Source organism: Streptomyces deccanensis (assembly GCF_022385335.1).
Classification (GTDB): domain Bacteria; phylum Actinomycetota; class Actinomycetes; order Streptomycetales; family Streptomycetaceae; genus Streptomyces; species Streptomyces deccanensis.
Genome location: NZ_CP092431.1, coordinates 3,425,662 through 3,443,727, shown reverse-complemented (window position 1 = coordinate 3,443,727; position 18,066 = coordinate 3,425,662). Strand labels below are relative to the sequence as shown.

The window sequence follows — 18,066 nt, the reverse complement described above, 5'->3', positions numbered from 1 at the left end:
TGAATCGGTGCGGAACGGGGGTTCGGTACCTAACCTGGTTCGTACGCTGCCGCCGTAATTGCACGGTGGCGGAAACCGGAGGGCTGCGGAGATGACCGCTGTGGACGACCGACCGATGACCACCGACATCGTGAAGTTCTTCGAGAGCTTTGAGTTTCCCGAAGGATTCAAGGTCGAGCTCCTCCGGGGGGAAATTGTGATGATGGCGGGGCCGGACGTGGCCCACAACGACATCCTGGAGGCGGTTGTGGACCAGATCCCCCGCCAGCAGTGGCGGCGACTGCAAACCCAGGACATCGCGATGCTCGAAGAGACCAGCGAGCCGCAGCCGGACCTGGTGGTGATTGAACGCGGCGCTGGACCAGGCCACGGGAGGCTGATGCCGTCCGAGGTCATCACCATGCTCCTGGAGGTCGTCTCCAAGACGAGCGTGGCCCGCGACTATGGCGTCAAACGGTCGATCTACGCGGCGGCAGGGGTGCCCGCCTATTTCATCATCGATCCCGTCATGGCCCAGTGCGTACTGCTTACTGAACCGACCGGCCAGGGCGAGGACGCGGACTACAGGTGCCAGCGCATCACCAAGTTCGGCGACCTCACCCCGCTGGAGCCCATCGGCATCGAGCTGGACACGAGCGAGTTCGCCGCCTACGAGAACGTCAGGCCTCACCGCTACCCGTGACGAAGTCGATCAGTTCCTCCACCCGACCCAGCAGCTCCGGCTCCAGGTCCTTGTAGGACCCCACCCGCCCCAGAATCGCCTGCCACACCGCCCCGGTGTTGTCCGAAGGCCACCCCAGCGCCCGGCACACCCCCGTCTTCCAGTCCTGCCCGCGCGGTACGCGCGGCCACGCCGGGATGCCCACCGACGACGGCTTCACCGCCTCCCAGATGTCGATGTACGGGTGCCCCACGACCAGCGCGTGTTCGCTCGTCACCGAGGCCGCGATACGGGACTCCTTGCTGCCCGGGACCAGATGGTCGACCAGGACCCCGAGGCGCGCGTCCGGCCCCGGTGCGAAGTCCGCGACGATCGCGGGCAGGTCGTCCACGCCCTCCAGGTACTCCACCACCACGCCCTCGACGCGCAGGTCGTCGCCCCAGACCTTCTCGACGAGTTCCGCGTCGTGGCGGCCCTCGACGTAGATGCGTCCGGCCCGGGCCACGCGCGCGCGGGCGCCCGGCACGGCCACCGAGCCGGAGGCGGTGCGGGAGGGGCGGACGGGCGCCGACGACGTGGGCCGGACCAGCGTCACGACCCGGCCCTCCAGCAGGAAGCCCCGGGGTTCCAGCGGGAACACGCGGTGCTTGCCGAAGCGGTCCTCCAGCGTCACCGTGCCCGCCTCGCAGCGGACGACCGCGCCGCAGAAGCCGGTGGTGGGCTCCTCGACGACCAGTCCGGGGTCGGCCGGGACCTCGGGTGCCGGCTGGGACTTCTTCCAGGGAGGGGTCAGGTCGGGTGAGTACTGGCGCATTCGGATGACGATAGGAGAAGCGGCGCCCGGATACGCCGTACTCAGCCCGACACGCCGAAGCGCCGTGCCAGGGCGTCGCGTTGGGCCCGGACGAACGCCGCGTCCACCACCGCCCCGTGACCGGGGACGTACAGGGCGTCCTCGCCGCCGAGGGCCAGCAGACGGTCCAACGCGTCCGGCCAGCGGGAGGGGACGCCGTCGGGGCCGGCCTGGGGTTCGCCGGACTCCTCGACCAGGTCCCCGCAGAAGACGACCTCCGGCGAACCCGCGGACCCCGCCGTGGCCGGTGTGCCCGGGACCAGGACCACCAGGTCGTGTGCGGTGTGTCCCGGCCCCACGTTCGCCAGCAGCACCTGGAGACCGCCCCCCAGGTCGAGCGTCCGCTCGCCGGAGACCAGGTGGCGGGGCAGGACGAGGAGGTCGGCGGCCTCGGTGGCGTCCGCCGGGGGCAGACCGTGGTGCACGGCGTCCGCGCGGAGGGCGTCGCGGTCACGGGCCAGGACACCGTCGACGCCCACCGCGCCGAAGACCTCCACCCCGGCGAACGCGGCCGCCCCGAAGACATGGTCGAAGTGGGGGTGGGTCAGCGCGAGATGTGTCACACGCGCGCCACCGAGCAGTCGGCACGCCTCGGTGCGCAACCGGGCGCCCTCCCGCAGGCTGGACCCCGCGTCGATCATCAGGGCCGCGCCGTCCCCGGACACCAGCCCGACCGTGCAGTCCCAGCCGGGAAGGCGGCACCGTCCGACCCGTGGCGTCAATCCCTGCCACCCGCACTCTTCCCAAGTCACCGTCATGCACCGACGCTAGCTGTAGCCCGGCGCCCGCCGGTGAAGGAGGGCGCGAAAGGGCGCGGGGAGGGCGCGGGGAGGGTGTGAGGGAGGTCGCGCGGCCTGCCGCCCGGCGGTGGTCGCGAGGTGGCCCGACATCGGCGGACAGGTCGGTACACGTCGGCATGACATGGCTGGACCGGCCTTGCCGGGGGCGTACCCCACCGCCGTACACTGGGCGGGGAGTGTTGGCACTCGCCCGGGGTGAGTGCCAAGGGGGAGTCACACGAGAGCGAGCTGGAGGTGTGCGCGACGATGCTCAGTGAACGCAGGCTCCAGGTGCTGCGCGCCATCGTCCAGGACTACGTGGGCACCGAGGAGCCGGTCGGGTCCAAGGCGCTCACGGAGCGGCACAACCTGGGGGTCTCCCCGGCGACCGTCCGCAACGACATGGCGGCGCTGGAGGACGAGGGCTTCATCGCCCAGCCCCACACCAGCGCGGGCCGCATCCCCACCGACAAGGGGTACCGGCTCTTCGTCGACAAGCTGGCGGGCGTCAAGCCGATGACGCCGCCCGAGCGGCGCGCCATCCAGAACTTCCTGGACGGCGCGGTCGACCTCGACGACGTGGTGGCGCGGACCGTACGGCTGCTGGCGCAGCTGACGCGGCAGGTCGCCGTCGTGCAGTACCCGTCGCTCACCCGCTCGACCGTGCGGCACGTGGAGCTGCTGTCGCTGGCCCCGGCCCGGCTGATGCTCGTGCTGATCACGGACACCGGACGGGTGGAACAGCGGCTGGTGGACTGCCCGGCGCCCTTCGGAGAAACGTCACTCGCGGACCTGCGCGCCCGGCTGAACAGCAAGGTCGCGGGCCGCCGGTTCACCGATGTGCCCCGGCTGGTCGAGGACCTGCCGGAGGCGTTCGACGTCGAGGACCGGGGCACGGTCTCGACGGTGCTCTCCACCCTGCTGGAGGCACTGGTCGAGGAGAGCGAGGAGCGGCTGATGATCGGCGGAACCGCCAATCTCACCCGCTTCGGACATGACTTCCCCCTCACCATCCGGCCCGTTCTGGAAGCCTTGGAGGAGCAGGTCGTCCTCCTCAAGTTGCTTGGCGAGGCCGGGGATTCGGGCATGACCGTACGCATCGGTCATGAGAACGCGTATGAGGGACTCAACTCCACGTCCGTCGTCTCCGTCGGCTACGGTTCGGGCGGCGAGGCAGTAGCGAAGCTGGGCGTGGTCGGACCTACGCGCATGGACTATCCGGGAACGATGGGAGCGGTACGAGCGGTGGCACGGTACGTCGGACAGATCCTGGCGGAGTCTTAAGTGGCCACGGACTACTACGCCGTGCTCGGCGTGCGCCGCGACGCGTCCCAGGACGAGATCAAGAAGGCGTTCCGGAGGCTCGCGCGCGAGCTGCACCCGGACGTCAATCCCGATCCGAAGACCCAGGAGCGGTTCAAGGAGATCAACGCCGCCTACGAGGTGTTGTCGGACCCGCAGAAGAAGCAGGTCTACGACCTCGGCGGCGACCCGCTGTCCCAGGCGGGCGGCGGAGGCGCGGGCGGCTTCGGCGCAGGCGGCTTCGGCAACTTCTCGGACATCATGGACGCGTTCTTCGGCACGGCGTCGCAGCGGGGTCCCCGCTCGCGCACCCGCCGGGGTCAGGACGCGATGATCCGGCTGGAGATCGACCTCGACGAGGCGGCCTTCGGCACGACGAAGGACATCCAGGTCGACACGGCCGTCGTCTGTACGACGTGCAGTGGCGAGGGGGCCGCTCCCGGCACCACCGCCCAGACCTGTGACATGTGCCGGGGCCGTGGTGAGGTCTCGCAGGTCACGCGGTCCTTCCTCGGCCAGGTCATGACCTCCCGGCCCTGCCCGCAGTGCCAGGGCTTCGGCACGATCGTCCCGAACCCGTGCCCCGAGTGCGCGGGCGACGGGCGGGTGCGGTCGCGGCGGACGCTGACGGTCAAGATCCCGGCCGGTGTCGACAACGGCACGCGGATCCAGCTGGCCGGCGAGGGCGAGGTCGGGCCCGGTGGCGGTCCCGCCGGTGACCTCTACGTCGAGATCCACGAGCTGCCGCACCCGATGTTCCAGCGGCGCGGCGACGATCTGCACTGCACGGTGACGATCCCGATGACGGCGGCGGCGCTCGGCACGAAGGTGCCGCTGGAGACGCTGGACGGTCTTGAGGAGGTCGACATCCGGCCCGGCACGCAGTCCGGGCAGTCGATCCCGCTGCACGGGCGCGGTGTCACTCATCTGCGGGGTGGCGGGCGTGGGGATCTGATCGTCCACGTCGAGGTGCAGACGCCGTCGAAGCTGGACCCCGAGCAGGAGGGGTTGCTGCGGCAGCTGGCCGCGCTGCGCGGGGAGGAACGGCCGACGGGGCAGTTCCAGCCCGGTCAGCAGGGGCTGTTCTCTCGGCTGAAGGACGCGTTCAACGGGCGCTGAGTGGGTGTGTTCGCGGGCGCGCTGAGTGGGTGCGTCGTCGGGTGCGGCTGCGTGGGGCTTCTCGCGCAGTTCCCCGCGCCCCTGAAAGACCAGGCCCTGCGGGCCTGAAAAGCACGGGGCGCAGCCCCGGCTTTTCAGGGGCGCGGGGAACTGCGTGACCAGCCCCCACCCACCCGCACCCGACGAACAACCCCCCGTACCCGATTCGGCTCCACCCGGAGGGCATGGCACCATGCCGTCATGTCCTCCGCACTGACCGATCTCGTCCCGCTCCCGATCGTGCAGGCCCCGATGGCGGGCGGCGTGTCCGTGCCGCGGTTGGCCGCCGCCGTGTCCGAGGCCGGCGGGCTGGGGTTCCTCGCCGCCGGGTACAAGACGGCCGACGGGATGTACCAGGAGATCAAGGCGCTCCGGGGGCTCACCTCCCGCCCCTTCGGCGTGAACCTCTTCATGCCGCAGCCGGAGTATGCCGAGCCCGCCGCCGTCGAGGTCTACGCGGAGCAGCTCGCCGGTGAGGCCACCTGGTACGACGCCGAGCTGGGCGACCCGGACAGCGGACGCGACGACGGCTACGAGGCCAAGCTCGCGGTGCTGCTCGACAACCCGGTGCCGGTGGTGTCGTTCCACTTCGGCTGCCCGACGCCCGAGGTCATCGACTCCCTCGCCCGCAAGGGCACCCTCACCCTGGTCACCGCGACCTCGGCGGAGGAGGCGCAGGCCGTGGAGCGGTCCGGGGCCCACGCCGTGATCGTGCAGGGCGTCGAGGCCGGAGGCCACCAGGGCACCCATCGTGACGACCCCGAGCGGGACCGCGCCGGCATCGGGCTGCTCTCGCTGGTCGCCCAGGTCCGCGAGGCCGTGGCGCTGCCGATGGTCGCGGCCGGCGGCATCATGCGCGGCGGCCAGATCGCCGCCCTCCTCACGGCCGGCGTCAGCGCGGCCCAGCTCGGCACGGCGTTCCTCGCCACCGCCGAGTCCGGCGCGCACGCCGTGCACAAGCAGGCCCTGACCGACCCCCTCTTCGTCCGCACCGAGCTGACCCGCGCCTTCTCCGGCCGTCCGGCCCGGGGCCTGGTCAATCGGTTCCTGCGCGAGCACGGCCCGTACGCGCCCGCCGCCTACCCGGAGGTCCACCACCTCACCTCGCCGCTGCGCAAGGCCGCCGCCCAGGCCAGGGACGCCCAGGGCATGGCACTGTGGGCCGGGCAGGGCCACAGGATGGCCCGCGCGCTGCCCGCCGGGGAACTCGTCGAGGTGCTGGCCGCCGAGATCGCCGCCGCGCAGGCCGAGCGGGCCTCCGCCCAGGTCGGCAGCGGCCAGGGCGGTCAGGCCGGGAGCGAGGGGCGATGACCGCACCGGTGTTCGTGGTCGACCGGTTCGACGGCTGGGGCTCGGAGATCGTGCTCGACGGCCCCGAAGGGCGACACGCGGTCTCCGTGAAGCGGCTGCGGCCCGGTGAGGACGTGGTCCTCACCGACGGGCGGGGCCGGTGGGTGGAAGGCGTGGTGAAGGCCGCCGAGGGCAAGGACCGGCTGGTCGTCATGGATGTGGGGGAGCTGCGGGAGGAGCCGCCCGCGCAGCCCCGGATCACCGTCGTCCAGGCGCTGCCCAAGGGCGACCGGGGCGAACTGGCCGTCGAGACCATGACCGAGGTCGGTGTGGACGCGATCGTGCCCTGGGCCGCCGCCCGCTGCATCACGCAGTGGAAGGGCGACCGGGGGCTGAAGGCACTCGCCAAATGGCGGGCCACCGCCCGGGAGGCGGGCAAGCAGTCCCGCCGGACGCGGTTCCCCGAGGTCGCGGACGCGGCCACGGGCAAGCAGGTCGCGGAGCTGCTGGCGAAGGCCGACTTCGCCGCGGTCCTGCACGAGAGCGGCGACGAGACACTGGCCACGGCGGAGCTGCCGACGGCCGGGGAGATCGTGCTCGTCGTGGGGCCCGAGGGGGGCGTGTCGCCGGAGGAGCTGGCGCTCTTCGGCGAGGCGGGCGCGGGGGCGTACCGACTCGGGCCCAGTGTGCTGCGCACATCGACCGCCGGGACGGCGGCCGCGGCGTTGCTGCTGGGCCGAACCGGACGCTGGTCCTGACCGCCCCTCGGTCCCGACCGGCGTCCCTGATTCCTCAGGGAGCATCGTGGAACTCGCCCAGGTAAGACTGCTCGTCTCCGACTTCGCCGTGTGCTACCGCTTCTACGCCGATGTGCTCGGGCTGAAGCCGCAGTCCGGGGCGGTCGACGGGCCGTACGAGAAGTTCAGCCCGGCCGTCGGGTCCGCGGGGATCGCGCTGCAGGACCGGGCGGTGATGGCCGAGGTGCTCGGGGAGCTGGCCGACGCGGCGAACGGGCACCGGTCGCTGGTCGTCCTGCGCGTCGACGACCTCGACGCGTACTGCGAGCGGGTCACCTCGTTCGGCGTACGACTCCTGAACGGGCCCGCACGTATGACCGACCGTATGCGGGTGGCCCATCTCAAGGACCCCGAGGGGAACTTGGTCGAGCTGCAGGAATGGCTGCTGATGAGCGGCTGACGCCCCCGGTCTATGTCTCTCGGTCCCGGCGGCTCGGCCGCACGCGGTCTTCCGTGTCGCCGCGGCCGGTGGCAGGCTGCCGGGCATGGGGGCATGGAAGCGTCTCAGGGCGTACCGGACGGGCGGGCGCCGGCTCCTGCTGGGAGCCGGGCTCGGTGTCTGCGCGGTCGCGGGGCTGGTGGCCTGCGAGGGCGGTGGACTCAACACCGGCGCGGTCGCGTTCACCACGGACCAGCTCGCCACCAAGGAGCTGGAGCGGGAGGGCCTCGACGTCCAGTGGCTCACCTGCACGGCGTCGTACGACGGCGACGGCGAGGGCGGCGGGAAGTCCGCGTCGCCGTCCTCCTCGGTCGCCACCGTCGCGAAGGTGGACTGCCAGGGCGAGGACAAGGAAGGCCGGGACATCACCGTCACCGGGAAGGTGACCAAAGAGGTCAACGGCAGGTGCGTACGCGGGGACCTGACCGCGAAGGTCGACGGCAAGGAGTGGTTCCACGTCGAGGGCCTGGGCGACTGCGACGCCCCCGAGTCCGGGCAGCCGGGCGCACCGGGGCAGCCGGGCCCGACCGCGACGGTCACCGTCACCCAGACCATCTGGTGCCAGAAGGACCCGGCGTGCGTGCCCGAGGGCAAGTGAGGCATGGCCCGGGGCAACTCTGGCCCGGTGCGAGGGACATGATCCAAACCCCTCCCCATCAGACCGAACGCTGCATAAAGTAACTGGGTGACTCAGCTCGCGTATTTCCGGTATCCGCACCTGCACGGCGACCTGGTCGCCTTCACCGCCGAGGACGACGTGTGGGTCGCGCCTCTGGACGGCGGCCGTGCCTGGCGGGTCAGCGCGGACAACGTACCCGTGAACCATCCCCGGATCTCGCCGGACGGCACCACCGTCGCGTGGACCTCCACCCGGGACGGCGCGCCCGAGGTGCACATCGCGCCCGTCGACGGCGGATCGGCCAAGCGCCTGACGTACTGGGGGAGTTGGCGCACCCAGGTGCGCGGCTGGACCCCCGACGGCCAGGTCCTCGCGCTCAGCACCCACGGTCAGGCCAGCCTCCGGCGGAGCTGGGCGCGCGCCGTGCCGCTCGACGGCGGCCCGGCCACCACCCTGCCGTACGGGCCGGTCGGCGACGTCGCCCACGGCCCCGCCACCGTGCTGCTGTCCGCGCCGATGGGCCGCGAGGCCGCCTGGTGGAAGCGGTACCGGGGCGGCACGGCGGGCAAGCTGTGGATCGACCGGGCCGACGAGGGCGCCGAGGGCGCCGAGGGCGCCGGTGAATTCGTGCGCCTGCACGCCGAGTTGGACGGCAACCTCGAATACCCGATGTGGGTCGGGGACCGGATCGCGTTCCTCTCCGACCACGAGGGCGTCGGGGCGCTCTACTCCTCCCTCTCCGACGGCGCCGACCTGCGCCGGCACACCCCGATCGACGGTTTCTACGCCCGGCACGCGGCCACCGACGGCACCCGGGTCGTGTACGCGTCCGCCGGGGAGCTGTGGCTGCTGGACGACCTCGACGGCGCCGAGCCGCGCAGGCTCGACATCCGGCTGGGCGGGCAGCGCGTGGACCTCCAGCCGTTCCCGGTGAACGCCTCCCGCTGGTTCGGCTCCGCCTCGCCCGACCACACCGCCCGGGGCAGCGCCGTCTCGGTGCGCGGCTCGATCCACTGGATCACCCACCGCTCCGGCCCCGCCCGCGCGCTCGCCGCCGAGGACGGCGTACGGGCCCGGCTCCCGCGCACCTTCCGGGTGGAGGGCGAGGAGTGGGTGGTGTGGGTGACCGACGCGGAGGGCGACGACGCGCTGGAGTTCGCGCCGTCCACCGGCGTCGGACCGGGCGCCACCCCGCGCCGGCTCGCCGCCGGGCAGCTGGGCCGTGTCCTCGGGCTCGCCGTGGCCCCCGACGGCAGCCGGGTCGCCGTCGCCGCCGACGACGGCCGGGTGCTGCTCGTCGAGCGGGAGACCGGCGAGGTGCGCGAGGTCGACCGCAGCGAGGACGGCGAGGTGACCGGGCTCGTCTTCTCGCCCGACTCGGCCTGGCTCGCCTGGTCGCACCCGGGCCCGCGCCCGCTGCGTCAGCTCAAGCTCGCCAACACCGCCGACCTGTCCGTCACCGAGGCGACCCCGCTGCGCTTCCAGGACTTCTCGCCGACGTTCACGCTCGACGGCAAGCACCTCGCCTTCCTCTCCGCACGCGCCTTCGACCCGGTCTACGACGAACACGTCTTCGACCTCCACTTCGTCAGCGGCGCCCGCCCGCACCTCATCACCCTCGCGGCGACCACCCCGTCCCCCTTCGGACCGCAGCGCCACGGCCGGCCGTTCGAGGCGCCCGACAAGGACGAGACCCCCGACAGCGAGGGCACCCCGACCACCCGCATCGACCTCGAAGGGCTCGCCGACCGGATCGTCCCCTTCCCCGTCGAGGCCGCCCGCTACTCCACGCTCCGCGCCGCCAAGGACGGCGTGCTGTGGCTGCGCCACCCCGTCACCGGCGTCCTCGGCCACCTGCGGGCCACCCCCGACGACCCGGACCCCAAGACCTCCCTGGAGCGGTACGACCTCGCCCAGCGGCGCCTGGAGTACCTGGCGTCCGACGCCGACCACTTCGCCGTCAGCGGCGACGGCAAACGGGTCCTGCTGTGGACCGACGGCAAGCTCAAGGTCGTCCCCAGCGACCGGCGCGCCTCGGGCGACGACGACAGCGACTCCAACATCACCGTCGACCTCTCGCGCATCCGGCGGACCGTCGACCCGGCCGCCGAGTGGCGCCAGATGTTCGACGAGACCGGCCGGCTGATGCGGGACAACTTCTGGCGGCCCGACCTGGGCGGCGTCGACTGGCCCGGCGTCCTCGACCGCTACCGCCCCGTCCTGGAGCGGGTGGCCACCCACGACGACCTCGTGGACCTGCTCTGGGAGGTGCAGGGCGAGCTGGGCACCTCCCACGCCTACGTCACCCCGCGCGGCCGGGGCGGTTCCGGCGACCGGCGGCAGGGGCTGCTCGGCGCGGACATCTCCCGGCACGAGGACGGCCCCCAGGGGACCCCGCTGTGGCGCATCGACCGGGTGCTGCCCTCGGAGACCTCCGACCCCGACGCGCACTCGCCACTCGCCGCGCCCGGCGTGGCCGTGCGCGCCGGGGACGCGATCATCGCGGTCGGCGGACAGCCGGTCGATCCGCTGACCGGACCCGGGCCGCTGCTCGTCGGCACGGCGGGCAAGGCGGTCGAGCTGACCGTGCTGCCGGCCGGCGGGGGCGACCTGCGGCATCCCGTGGTCGTGCCCATCTCCGACGAGGAGCCCCTGCGGTACCACGCGTGGGTCGCGGACCGGCGGGCGTACGTCCACGAGAAGTCCGGCGGCCGCCTCGGGTACCTGCACGTCCCCGACATGGTCGGCTCCGGCTGGGCCCAGCTCCACCGCGACCTGCGGATCGAGGTCGCGCGGGAGGGGCTGGTCGTGGACGTCCGGGAGAACCGGGGCGGGCACACCTCCCAGCTCGTGGTGGAGAAACTGGCCCGGCGGATCGTCGGATGGGACCTGCCGCGCGGGATGCGGGCGAGCAGCTACCCCGACGACGCGCCCCGGGGGCCCGTCGTCGCCGTCGCCAACGAGTTCTCCGGGTCCGACGGGGACATCGTCAACGCGGCGATCAAGGCGCTCGGGATCGGGCCGGTGGTCGGGACGCGGACGTGGGGCGGGGTCGTCGGGATCGACAGCCGCTACCGGCTGGTCGACGGGACGCTCGTGACCCAGCCGAAGTACGCGTTCTGGCTGGAGGGGTACGGGTGGGGCGTCGAGAACCACGGGGTGGATCCCGACGTCGAGGTCGTGCAGGCGCCTCAGGACCACGCGGCCGGGCGTGATCCCCAGCTCGACGAGGCGATCCGGATCGCGCTGGAGGGGTTGGAGGCGACGCCGGCGAAGGTGGCGCCCGCGCTGCCCGAGTCTTAGCGGCGGGGTTCGTCGTCGAGTGCGGGTGCGTGGGGCTTCTCGCGCAGTTCCCCGCGCCCCTGAAAGGCCTCCGGCCTTTCGGGCCGAAAAGCATGGGGCGCAGCCCCTGCTTTTCAGGGGCGCGGGGAACTGCGCGACCAGCCCCCACCGGACCCGCACGGGACCCGCACCCGGGACGCCCCCTGGCGATAGCATGCCCCGGTAGGCGATCACCGGTGGCTGGGAGGCAACGTATGGCTGGGGAGCCGCAGGACGACTGTCTGTTCTGCAAGATCGTGGCGGGACACGTACCCGCGACGATCGTCAGGGAGACGGACACCACGGTCGCGTTCCGGGACATCAACCCCCAGGCGCCGACCCACGTACTCGTCATCCCCAAGGCGCACTACGCGGACGCCGCCGCACTCGCCGCCGCCGCCCCCGACCTCGCCGCGGACGTCCTGCGCGAGACCCAGGCCGTCGCGGACGAGGACAAGCTGGAGAGCTACCGCATCGTCTTCAACACCGGCACCGGCGCCGGCCAGACCGTCTTCCACGCGCACGCCCACGTCGTCGGCGGCCGCGGCCTGCAGTGGCCCCCCGGGTGACGAGCCGTGTCCGTACGTGAACTGGTGGTGCTCGGCACCGCCAGCCAGGTCCCGACCCGGCACCGCAACCACAACGGCTACCTGCTCCGCTGGGGCTCCGAAGGGCTCCTCTTCGACCCCGGCGAGGGCACCCAGCGGCAGATGCTGCGCGCCGGGGTCGCCGCGCACGACCTGAACCGCATCTGCGTCACCCACTTCCACGGCGACCACTCGCTCGGGTTGGCCGGCGTCATCCAGCGGATCAACCTCGACCGGGTCCCGCACGACGTCACCGCTCACTACCCGCGCTCCGGCCAGCGGTTCTTCGACCGGCTGCGGTACGCCACCGCCTACCGGGAGACGGTCCAGCTGATCGAGGCGCCGGTCGAGGGCGACGGCGGCGTGCTGGTCACCACCCCCGCCTACACCCTCGACGCGCGCAAGCTCTCGCACCCCGTCGAGTCGTACGGGTACCGCCTCGTCGAGCCCGACGGACGCCGCATGCTGCCCGAGCGGCTCGCCGCGCACGGGATCAAGGGGCCGGACATCGGGCGGATCCAGCGGGAGGGCGCGATCGGCGGTGTCCGCCTCGACGACGTCAGCGAACTGCGGCGCGGACAGCGGTTCGCGTTCGTCATGGACACCCGGCTGTGCGACGGGGTCTACGCCCTCGCCGACGCGGCCGACATGCTCGTCATCGAGTCCACCTTCCTCAACGAGGACATCGAACTCGCCGTCGACCACGGTCATCTGACGGCCGGTCAAGCCGCTTCCGTCGCCCGCGACTGCGGGGTGCGGCATCTCGTGCTCACCCACTTCAGCCAGCGGTACACCGAGCCCGAGGAGTTCGAACGGCAGGCACGCGCCGCCGGGTTCGAGGGGGAGCTGACCGTGGCGCACGACCTGCTGAGGGTGGCGCTTCCGAAACGGCGTCAGAGCGGCCGTACGATGCTTTGATGTCCCTCCCCAAAGCTGAACTGCACCTGCACATCGAAGGCACCCTGGAGCCGGAGCTGGCCTTCGCCCTGGCCGCCCGGAACGGGGTCGCGCTGCCGTACGCGGACACGGAAGCGCTCCGCAAGGCCTACGAGTTCGAGGATCTCCAGTCCTTCCTGAACCTGTACTACGAGCTGATGGCGGTCCTGCGCACCGAGCAGGACTTCGCCGACCTGGCCGACGCCTATCTCGCCCGCGCCGCCGCCCAGGGCGTACGCCACGCCGAGATCTTCTTCGACCCGCAGGCCCACCTCGCGCGGGGCGTGGGGATGGGGACGGTCGTCGAGGGGCTGTGGCGGGCGCTGGGCAGGAGCGAGGAGCGGCACGGGATCTCCACGCAGCTGATCCTCTGCTTCCTGCGGGACGAGTCCGCCGAGTCGGCTCTCGACACGCTGGAGGCCGCGAAGCCGTATCTCGACCGGATCGTCGGGATCGGACTGGACTCGGCCGAGGTCGGGCATCCGCCGGTCAAGTTCCGCGAGGTGTACGAGGCGGCCGCCGCGCTCGGGCTGCGGCGCGTCGCGCACGCGGGGGAGGAGGGACCGCCGGAGTACATCACCGAGGCCCTCGACATCCTCGGGGTCGAACGCGTCGACCACGGGCTGCGCTGCATGGAGGACCCGGCCCTCGTCGAACGGCTGGTGCGCGAGCGGATCCCGCTGACGCTCTGCCCGCTCTCCAACGTCCGGCTGCGCGCCGTCGACACCCTCGCCGACCACCCGCTGCCCGCCATGCTCGACGCGGGCCTGCTCTGCACGGTCAACTCCGACGACCCCGCCTACTTCGGCGGATACTCCGGCGACAACTTCGACGCCGTGCGCCGGACCCTCGGCCTGAGCGAGGACCGGCTGCGGGAGCTGGCCCGCAACTCCTTCACCGCGTCCTTCCTGGAGCACGACGAGGAGCGGCGGGCCCGGTACCTCGCCGAGGTGGACGCGTACGAGTTCGGGTGACCGCTCCGGCCTTGGGGCGGGCGCGGGGGCCACGGCCCTCACGCCTCCCGCACGCCTAGGCCGCCGGGCGGTACTCCGGCTGCGCGGCGGTCGACTGCTCCTGGTAGCGGGCGTGTTCCGTGGTGGGCGTGGTCGTGCGCAGGGCCACCCAGGTCATGGGGGCCGTGATGAGCAGCAGGCCCACCGCCAGGATCGCGCCCATCGCCGGGTAGCCGGCGTGGGCGGAGAGCAGACTGCCGACGAGCGGCCCGGCGGCCGTGCCGAGCGAGGACGCGGAGCCGATCAGGACCGCCCAGCGGCCACGCGGGTCGAGGGAGGCGGCGAGGCCGATGAGGTACGACAGGACGACCGGGTAGAGCGCGTTCCAGGCGATCTCCCCCGTGGCGAAGGTCGGCAGGTCGGTCGCGGTGGCGCTGAGCGCGATACAGCCGGCGATGAGCGCCGTGCCGCCACCGATGGGGAGCGCGCGGCCGAAGCGCACGCCCAGCGCGCTCGCCCCGACGACCCCGAGCAGGCCCGCGCCGAGCGCTGTCGCGAAGACCGCGCCGACGGTGACCTCGGAGAGCCCGGCCTGCGTGGTGCCGATCCGGCCGCTGACGCCCCAGAGGGAGTTCTGCGCCAGGGACCACAGCAGCAGCGTGACGGCGAGGGTCAGGCCGTGGCGCAGGTGGGGGAGCGGGCTCCGCTCGCGGGCGGCCTGCGCGGTGGCCACGGGTCCGGCGAGCCGGGAGGTTGCCGGGAGGGTGAGCAGGGCCGTCAGGGCGAGGGCGGCGAGCGGGAGGCCGTGGCCGGGGCCCAGGCGGGGGATCGTGAGATACAGCGCGCCGGCCAGCGCCGAGACGCTCAACAGGCCTGTCGTCGAGACGCGGTGGGGGTCGCGCTGCGCGGCGATGCCGGCCGCGGCCACGGCGGTCGCCGTACCGGAACCGAAGCCGCCGAGGACCGCGCCCGCGACCACGGCGGGCAGGGCGGTGGTGAGCGCGGCGGTGCCGTAGCCGGCGGCGGCCAGCAGCAGGCCCGCGCGGGCGAGGCGGCGGGGGCCGAGGCGTTCCACGTGGGCGGCGAGCGTGAAGCCGGCCGTGGCCGAGCCCAGCAGCAGCGCGCTGCCGACGGCGCCGGCCTCGGTGGTGGTGAGGGGGAGCGCCGCGTCGAGTCTGCCCACGGTGGTGGGCAGGAGGTACGCGGCGAGATACCCGGCCGTGAAAAGGGCGACGAGGGGCCAGGGCGGGGTGGTGGTGCGGGGGGACACGGGCGTTCCTGGACGTGCGAAGGTGCGGCTCGATGAGGGGGGTTGGGCGGCTGGCTGTCGACGGACAGGGACGCGCGGAGAATTTGTATCACGGCGCGTTTGGGGTGGGGATTGGTGGGTAGGCACGGGAGTTTTGGGGTGCGCCTAGTGGCTCGGGGGTGCGTGTTTCGTGGGCGGGTGCGGGTAGGTCGTGGCTGCTCGCGCAGTTCCCCGCGCCCCTGAAAAGCAGGGGCTGCGCCCCATGCTTTTCAGGCCCGCCGCCGGTCGCCTTTCAGGGCCACGGGGGCTGGTCTTTTGGGGGCTCGGGGAACTGCGCGAGAAGCCCCACGCACCCGCGGCCGCCGACGAAACAGGCACCCCCCGAGCTATGACGCGCCCAGTCTCAAGCCGAGCGGCGGAAGCCGATCGTGGGGACCGCCCGCCGCAGCGGCCACGGGCTGACGTGGTCCTTCGGGAGGAAGTCCTCCAGGAAGGCATAGCGGCGCAGAGCCGCGGGGTCCTGCCCGTCAAGCGACTGCACCCGCCGCCACCACGCCGCGATCTCGGCCCAGCCGGGCGCGGACAGCGACCCGCCGAACTCCTGCACCGACAGCGCCGCCGTCAGCCCCGCGAAGGCCAGTCGGTCCGCGAGCGGCCAGTCCGCCAGCGTGCCGGTGACGAAACCGGCCACGAACACGTCCCCCGCACCCGTCGGGTCCAGGGCCTCCACCGCGATCGCCGGCACCTCCGCCGTCTCACCGGTCCGCCCGTCCACGGCGTACGCCCCCTCCGCGCCCAGCGTCACCACGGCCACCGGGACGTGCTCGGTGAGGGCGCGGGCGGCGGCCCGGGGGCACTCGGCGCCGGTGTACCGCATCGCCTCCGCCGCGTTGGGCAGGAACGCCTCGCAGTGGGCGAGGTCGGCGAGCCCCGCCAGGTCCCAGGCGCCGGTCTCGTCCCAGCCGACGTCCGCGAAGATCTTGGTGCCCTTGGCCGCGGCCTGGGCGATCCAGGGGGCGCGTACGCCCGGCGTGAGGGAGGCGACGGCGGCACGCGCGTGGGGCGGGCACTCCGGCGCGGACTCCTCCGGGGGCGCCTCGTGGCCGTGGGAGACCATCGTGCGCTCGCCCTCGTACGCCATGGAGACCGTGACCGGGGAGTGCCAGCCGAGGACCGTACGGGAGGCGGAGAGGTCGATGCCCTCGCCCTGCTCCAGGGCGTCCCAGCAGTACTCGCCGTAGTGGTCGTCGCCGAAGGCGGCCGCGAGGGAGGTTTTCAGGCCGAGGCGGGCCAGGGCGGTGGCCATGTTCGCCACGCCGCCGGGGCTCGACCCCATGCCGCGCGCCCAGGACTCCGTCCCGCGCACCGGGGCGGAGTCCAGCCCGGTGAAGATGATGTCGAGGAAGACGGTGCCGGTCAGATAGACGTCCCAGGGCGGGTCATCCGGTGCGCGCAGGGCCCTCAGCGGGTCTACCTGGGGCCGGTGCGGTCGCTCTCCCTTGAACGCGGTCACGATGTGCTCCCTGGCGTGGTGCGGATCCAGCCAGTCTGCCGCAACGCTCCGCTGGGTGGGGCCGGTGCGGTGGTGGGGGCTTCGGTGTGTTGTCGGGTGCGGGCCCGGTGGGGCTTCTCGCGCAGTTCCCCGCGCCCCTGAAAAGCAGGGGCTGCGCCCCATGCTTTTCACCCCGAAGCCCCTCCCACCCGCAGCCGAAGGACGGCTACCAGCGAGGCACCGCCGGCGTCACCCACCCCGGTTCCGCCACCCGCATCGCCGCCGCGTCGTCGCGGTCCCGCAGGGAACCGTCGTCGGACAGCCAGCGCCGGTGCAGGAACTCCAGCTTGGCCCGGTCGAGTTCGACCCCGAGACCCGGCGCGTCGGACACCCGTACCGCCCCGTCCTCGAACGTGAGCCGCGAGGTGAGGACGTCCTCCGACTGCCACGGGTAGTGGGAGTCGCAGGCGTGGTGCAGGTTCGGCACGGTCGACGCCACGTGGGTCATCGCCGCGAGGCTGATCCCCAGGTGGGTGTTGGAGTGCATGGACACCCCGACCCCGAACGTCCGGCAGATCGCGGCCAGTTCACGTGTGTTGCGCAGCCCGCCCCAGTAGTGGTGGTCGGAGAGGACGACCTGCACGGCCCCCTTCGTGAACGCCTCCTCGATCTCCGCGAAGGTCGTCACGCACATGTTGGTGGCCAGCGGTACCGACGTCCCCGACGCCACCTCGGCCATCGCGGGCGTCCCGAGTGCCGGGTCCTCCAGGTACTCGAGGACGTCACCCAACGCGTCCGCGACCTTCAGCGAAGTCGTGACGGACCAGGCCCCGTTCGGGTCCAGCCGCAGCGGATGCCCCGGGAACGCCTCGGCCAGCGCACGGATCGCCGCGATCTCCTCGTCCGGCGGGAAGACGCCCCCCTTGAGCTTGAATGACGTGAACCCGTACCGCTCCTTGAACCTCCGCGCCTGCTCGACGACCCCGGCCGGGTCCACGGCCGCGCCCCAGTCGTCCTTCTCGGCGGCGACGCCCTCGGGATGCTCGGCCCACTTGTAGAAGAGGTACGCGCTGTACTCCACGGTGTCCCGCAGCTTCCCGCCGAGCAGCGCGTGCACGGGCAGCCCCAGGGCCTTGCCGAACGCGTCGAGGCAGGCGACCTCGAACCCGGACACCACCGACAGCCGCAGCTTGTCGGCCGTCTGGACCCCGCGCAGCCCGCCCACGTCGACCTGCCCGGAGACCCGCGATCCGTCGACGGTCACCTCGTCGGCGAGCGTGATCAGCCCGTTCAGGTCGCTGACCCGACGACCCACGAGCTTCTCCGCGAAGGGCCGCGCCAGCTCCAGGTACTTGGTGTCGCCGTACGTCTCGCCCACCCCCGTGGTCCCGTCGGCGGTCACCACCTCCACGATCAGCCGGGGGGTGTACGGCTGGTGCACCCCCTGTGTGTTCAGCAGCGGCGGGTCGGCGACCAGGATCGGGGTCAGCCGGACCTCGGCGATGGTCAGGTCACGGGTCGCGGTCACGGGGCGGCTCCTACGTGAGGTCGTCTACGCGTGCACAGCTCGTCTGGCTCATCTACGTATAGAGATGGAGGTTAGATAGATGAACATGCCGGGTCAATGGCG

At 72.7% G+C, this 18,066-nt stretch carries 16 protein-coding genes; 11 read left to right on the top strand and 5 right to left on the bottom strand.

Features of this window, described 5'->3' with window-relative positions; all coding sequences use genetic code 11:
• Nucleotides 1-91: 91 nt before the first annotated feature.
• Nucleotides 92-682, top strand: coding sequence for a Uma2 family endonuclease (locus L3078_RS15355; protein WP_239754201.1), 591 nt, complete (start codon nt 92-94; stop codon nt 680-682).
• Here the strand turns inward: L3078_RS15355 and L3078_RS15350 are convergent.
• Together L3078_RS15350 and L3078_RS15345 are read right to left on the bottom strand one after the other, a co-directional pair.
• Nucleotides 660-1,475, bottom strand: coding sequence for a DUF3097 domain-containing protein (locus L3078_RS15350; RefSeq protein ID WP_239754200.1), 816 nt, complete (start codon nt 1,473-1,475; stop codon nt 660-662). The genes L3078_RS15355 and L3078_RS15350 overlap by 23 nt on opposite strands.
• Nucleotides 1,476-1,516: 41 nt before the next feature.
• The gene (locus L3078_RS15345; protein ID WP_239754199.1) at nt 1,517-2,272 is read right to left on the bottom strand and encodes an MBL fold metallo-hydrolase; all 756 of its coding nucleotides are present in this window, start codon (nt 2,270-2,272) and stop codon (nt 1,517-1,519) included.
• Nucleotides 2,273-2,560: 288 nt separating this feature from the next.
• Here L3078_RS15345 and hrcA point away from each other — a divergent pair, with 288 nt between their 5' ends.
• The 10 genes from hrcA (at nt 2,561) to L3078_RS15295 (ending at nt 13,716) form a co-directional block, all read left to right on the top strand.
• Entirely contained in the window at nt 2,561-3,577 is a 1,017-nt protein-coding gene (gene hrcA / locus L3078_RS15340; RefSeq protein ID WP_045557495.1) for a heat-inducible transcriptional repressor HrcA, read from the top strand.
• Nucleotides 3,578-4,714: a molecular chaperone DnaJ gene (gene dnaJ / locus L3078_RS15335; RefSeq protein ID WP_239754198.1), complete on the top strand. Its 1,137-nt coding sequence runs from the start codon at nt 3,578-3,580 to the stop codon at nt 4,712-4,714.
• Between the two features lie 240 nt (nt 4,715-4,954).
• Nucleotides 4,955-6,064 (top strand): nitronate monooxygenase, encoded by a 1,110-nt coding sequence (locus L3078_RS15330; protein WP_239754197.1) that lies wholly within the window; start codon nt 4,955-4,957, stop codon nt 6,062-6,064.
• Complete coding sequence (locus tag L3078_RS15325) at nt 6,061-6,801, top strand: 16S rRNA (uracil(1498)-N(3))-methyltransferase (RefSeq protein ID WP_239754195.1); 741 nt, start codon at nt 6,061-6,063, stop codon at nt 6,799-6,801. Before L3078_RS15330 ends, L3078_RS15325 begins: the two co-directional genes overlap by 4 nt.
• A 46-nt stretch (nt 6,802-6,847) precedes the next feature.
• Nucleotides 6,848-7,240 carry a VOC family protein gene (locus L3078_RS15320; protein WP_239754192.1) on the top strand — a complete coding sequence of 131 codons (393 nt, stop codon included), beginning with the start codon at nt 6,848-6,850 and terminating at the stop codon, nt 7,238-7,240.
• A gap of 85 nt (nt 7,241-7,325) precedes the next feature.
• The gene (locus L3078_RS15315; RefSeq protein ID WP_239754189.1) at nt 7,326-7,877 is read left to right on the top strand and encodes a hypothetical protein; all 552 of its coding nucleotides are present in this window, start codon (nt 7,326-7,328) and stop codon (nt 7,875-7,877) included.
• A gap of 87 nt (nt 7,878-7,964) precedes the next feature.
• Nucleotides 7,965-11,201, top strand: coding sequence for a S41 family peptidase (locus L3078_RS15310; protein WP_239754187.1), 3,237 nt, complete (start codon nt 7,965-7,967; stop codon nt 11,199-11,201).
• Between the two features lie 233 nt (nt 11,202-11,434).
• Nucleotides 11,435-11,788 carry an HIT domain-containing protein gene (locus L3078_RS15305; RefSeq protein WP_239754185.1) on the top strand — a complete coding sequence of 118 codons (354 nt, stop codon included), beginning with the start codon at nt 11,435-11,437 and terminating at the stop codon, nt 11,786-11,788.
• A gap of 6 nt (nt 11,789-11,794) precedes the next feature.
• Nucleotides 11,795-12,724 carry a ribonuclease Z gene (locus L3078_RS15300; protein WP_239754183.1) on the top strand — a complete coding sequence of 310 codons (930 nt, stop codon included), beginning with the start codon at nt 11,795-11,797 and terminating at the stop codon, nt 12,722-12,724.
• Nucleotides 12,724-13,716 carry an adenosine deaminase gene (locus tag L3078_RS15295; RefSeq protein ID WP_239754182.1) on the top strand — a complete coding sequence of 331 codons (993 nt, stop codon included), beginning with the start codon at nt 12,724-12,726 and terminating at the stop codon, nt 13,714-13,716. The genes L3078_RS15300 and L3078_RS15295 overlap by 1 nt, the downstream gene beginning before the upstream one ends.
• 55 nt (nt 13,717-13,771) lie before the next feature.
• Here L3078_RS15295 and L3078_RS15290 read toward each other — a convergent pair whose 3' ends face one another.
• The 3 genes from L3078_RS15290 to L3078_RS15280 form a co-directional block, all read right to left on the bottom strand.
• Nucleotides 13,772-14,965 carry an MFS transporter gene (locus L3078_RS15290; RefSeq protein WP_239754181.1) on the bottom strand — a complete coding sequence of 398 codons (1,194 nt, stop codon included), beginning with the start codon at nt 14,963-14,965 and terminating at the stop codon, nt 13,772-13,774.
• Nucleotides 14,966-15,347: 382 nt separating this feature from the next.
• Nucleotides 15,348-16,457: a carbohydrate kinase family protein gene (locus L3078_RS15285; RefSeq protein WP_239754180.1), complete on the bottom strand. Its 1,110-nt coding sequence runs from the start codon at nt 16,455-16,457 to the stop codon at nt 15,348-15,350.
• 205 nt (nt 16,458-16,662) lie between these two features.
• Nucleotides 16,663-17,964: a glucarate dehydratase family protein gene (locus tag L3078_RS15280; protein ID WP_239754179.1), complete on the bottom strand. Its 1,302-nt coding sequence runs from the start codon at nt 17,962-17,964 to the stop codon at nt 16,663-16,665.
• Nucleotides 17,965-18,066 lie beyond the last annotated feature (102 nt).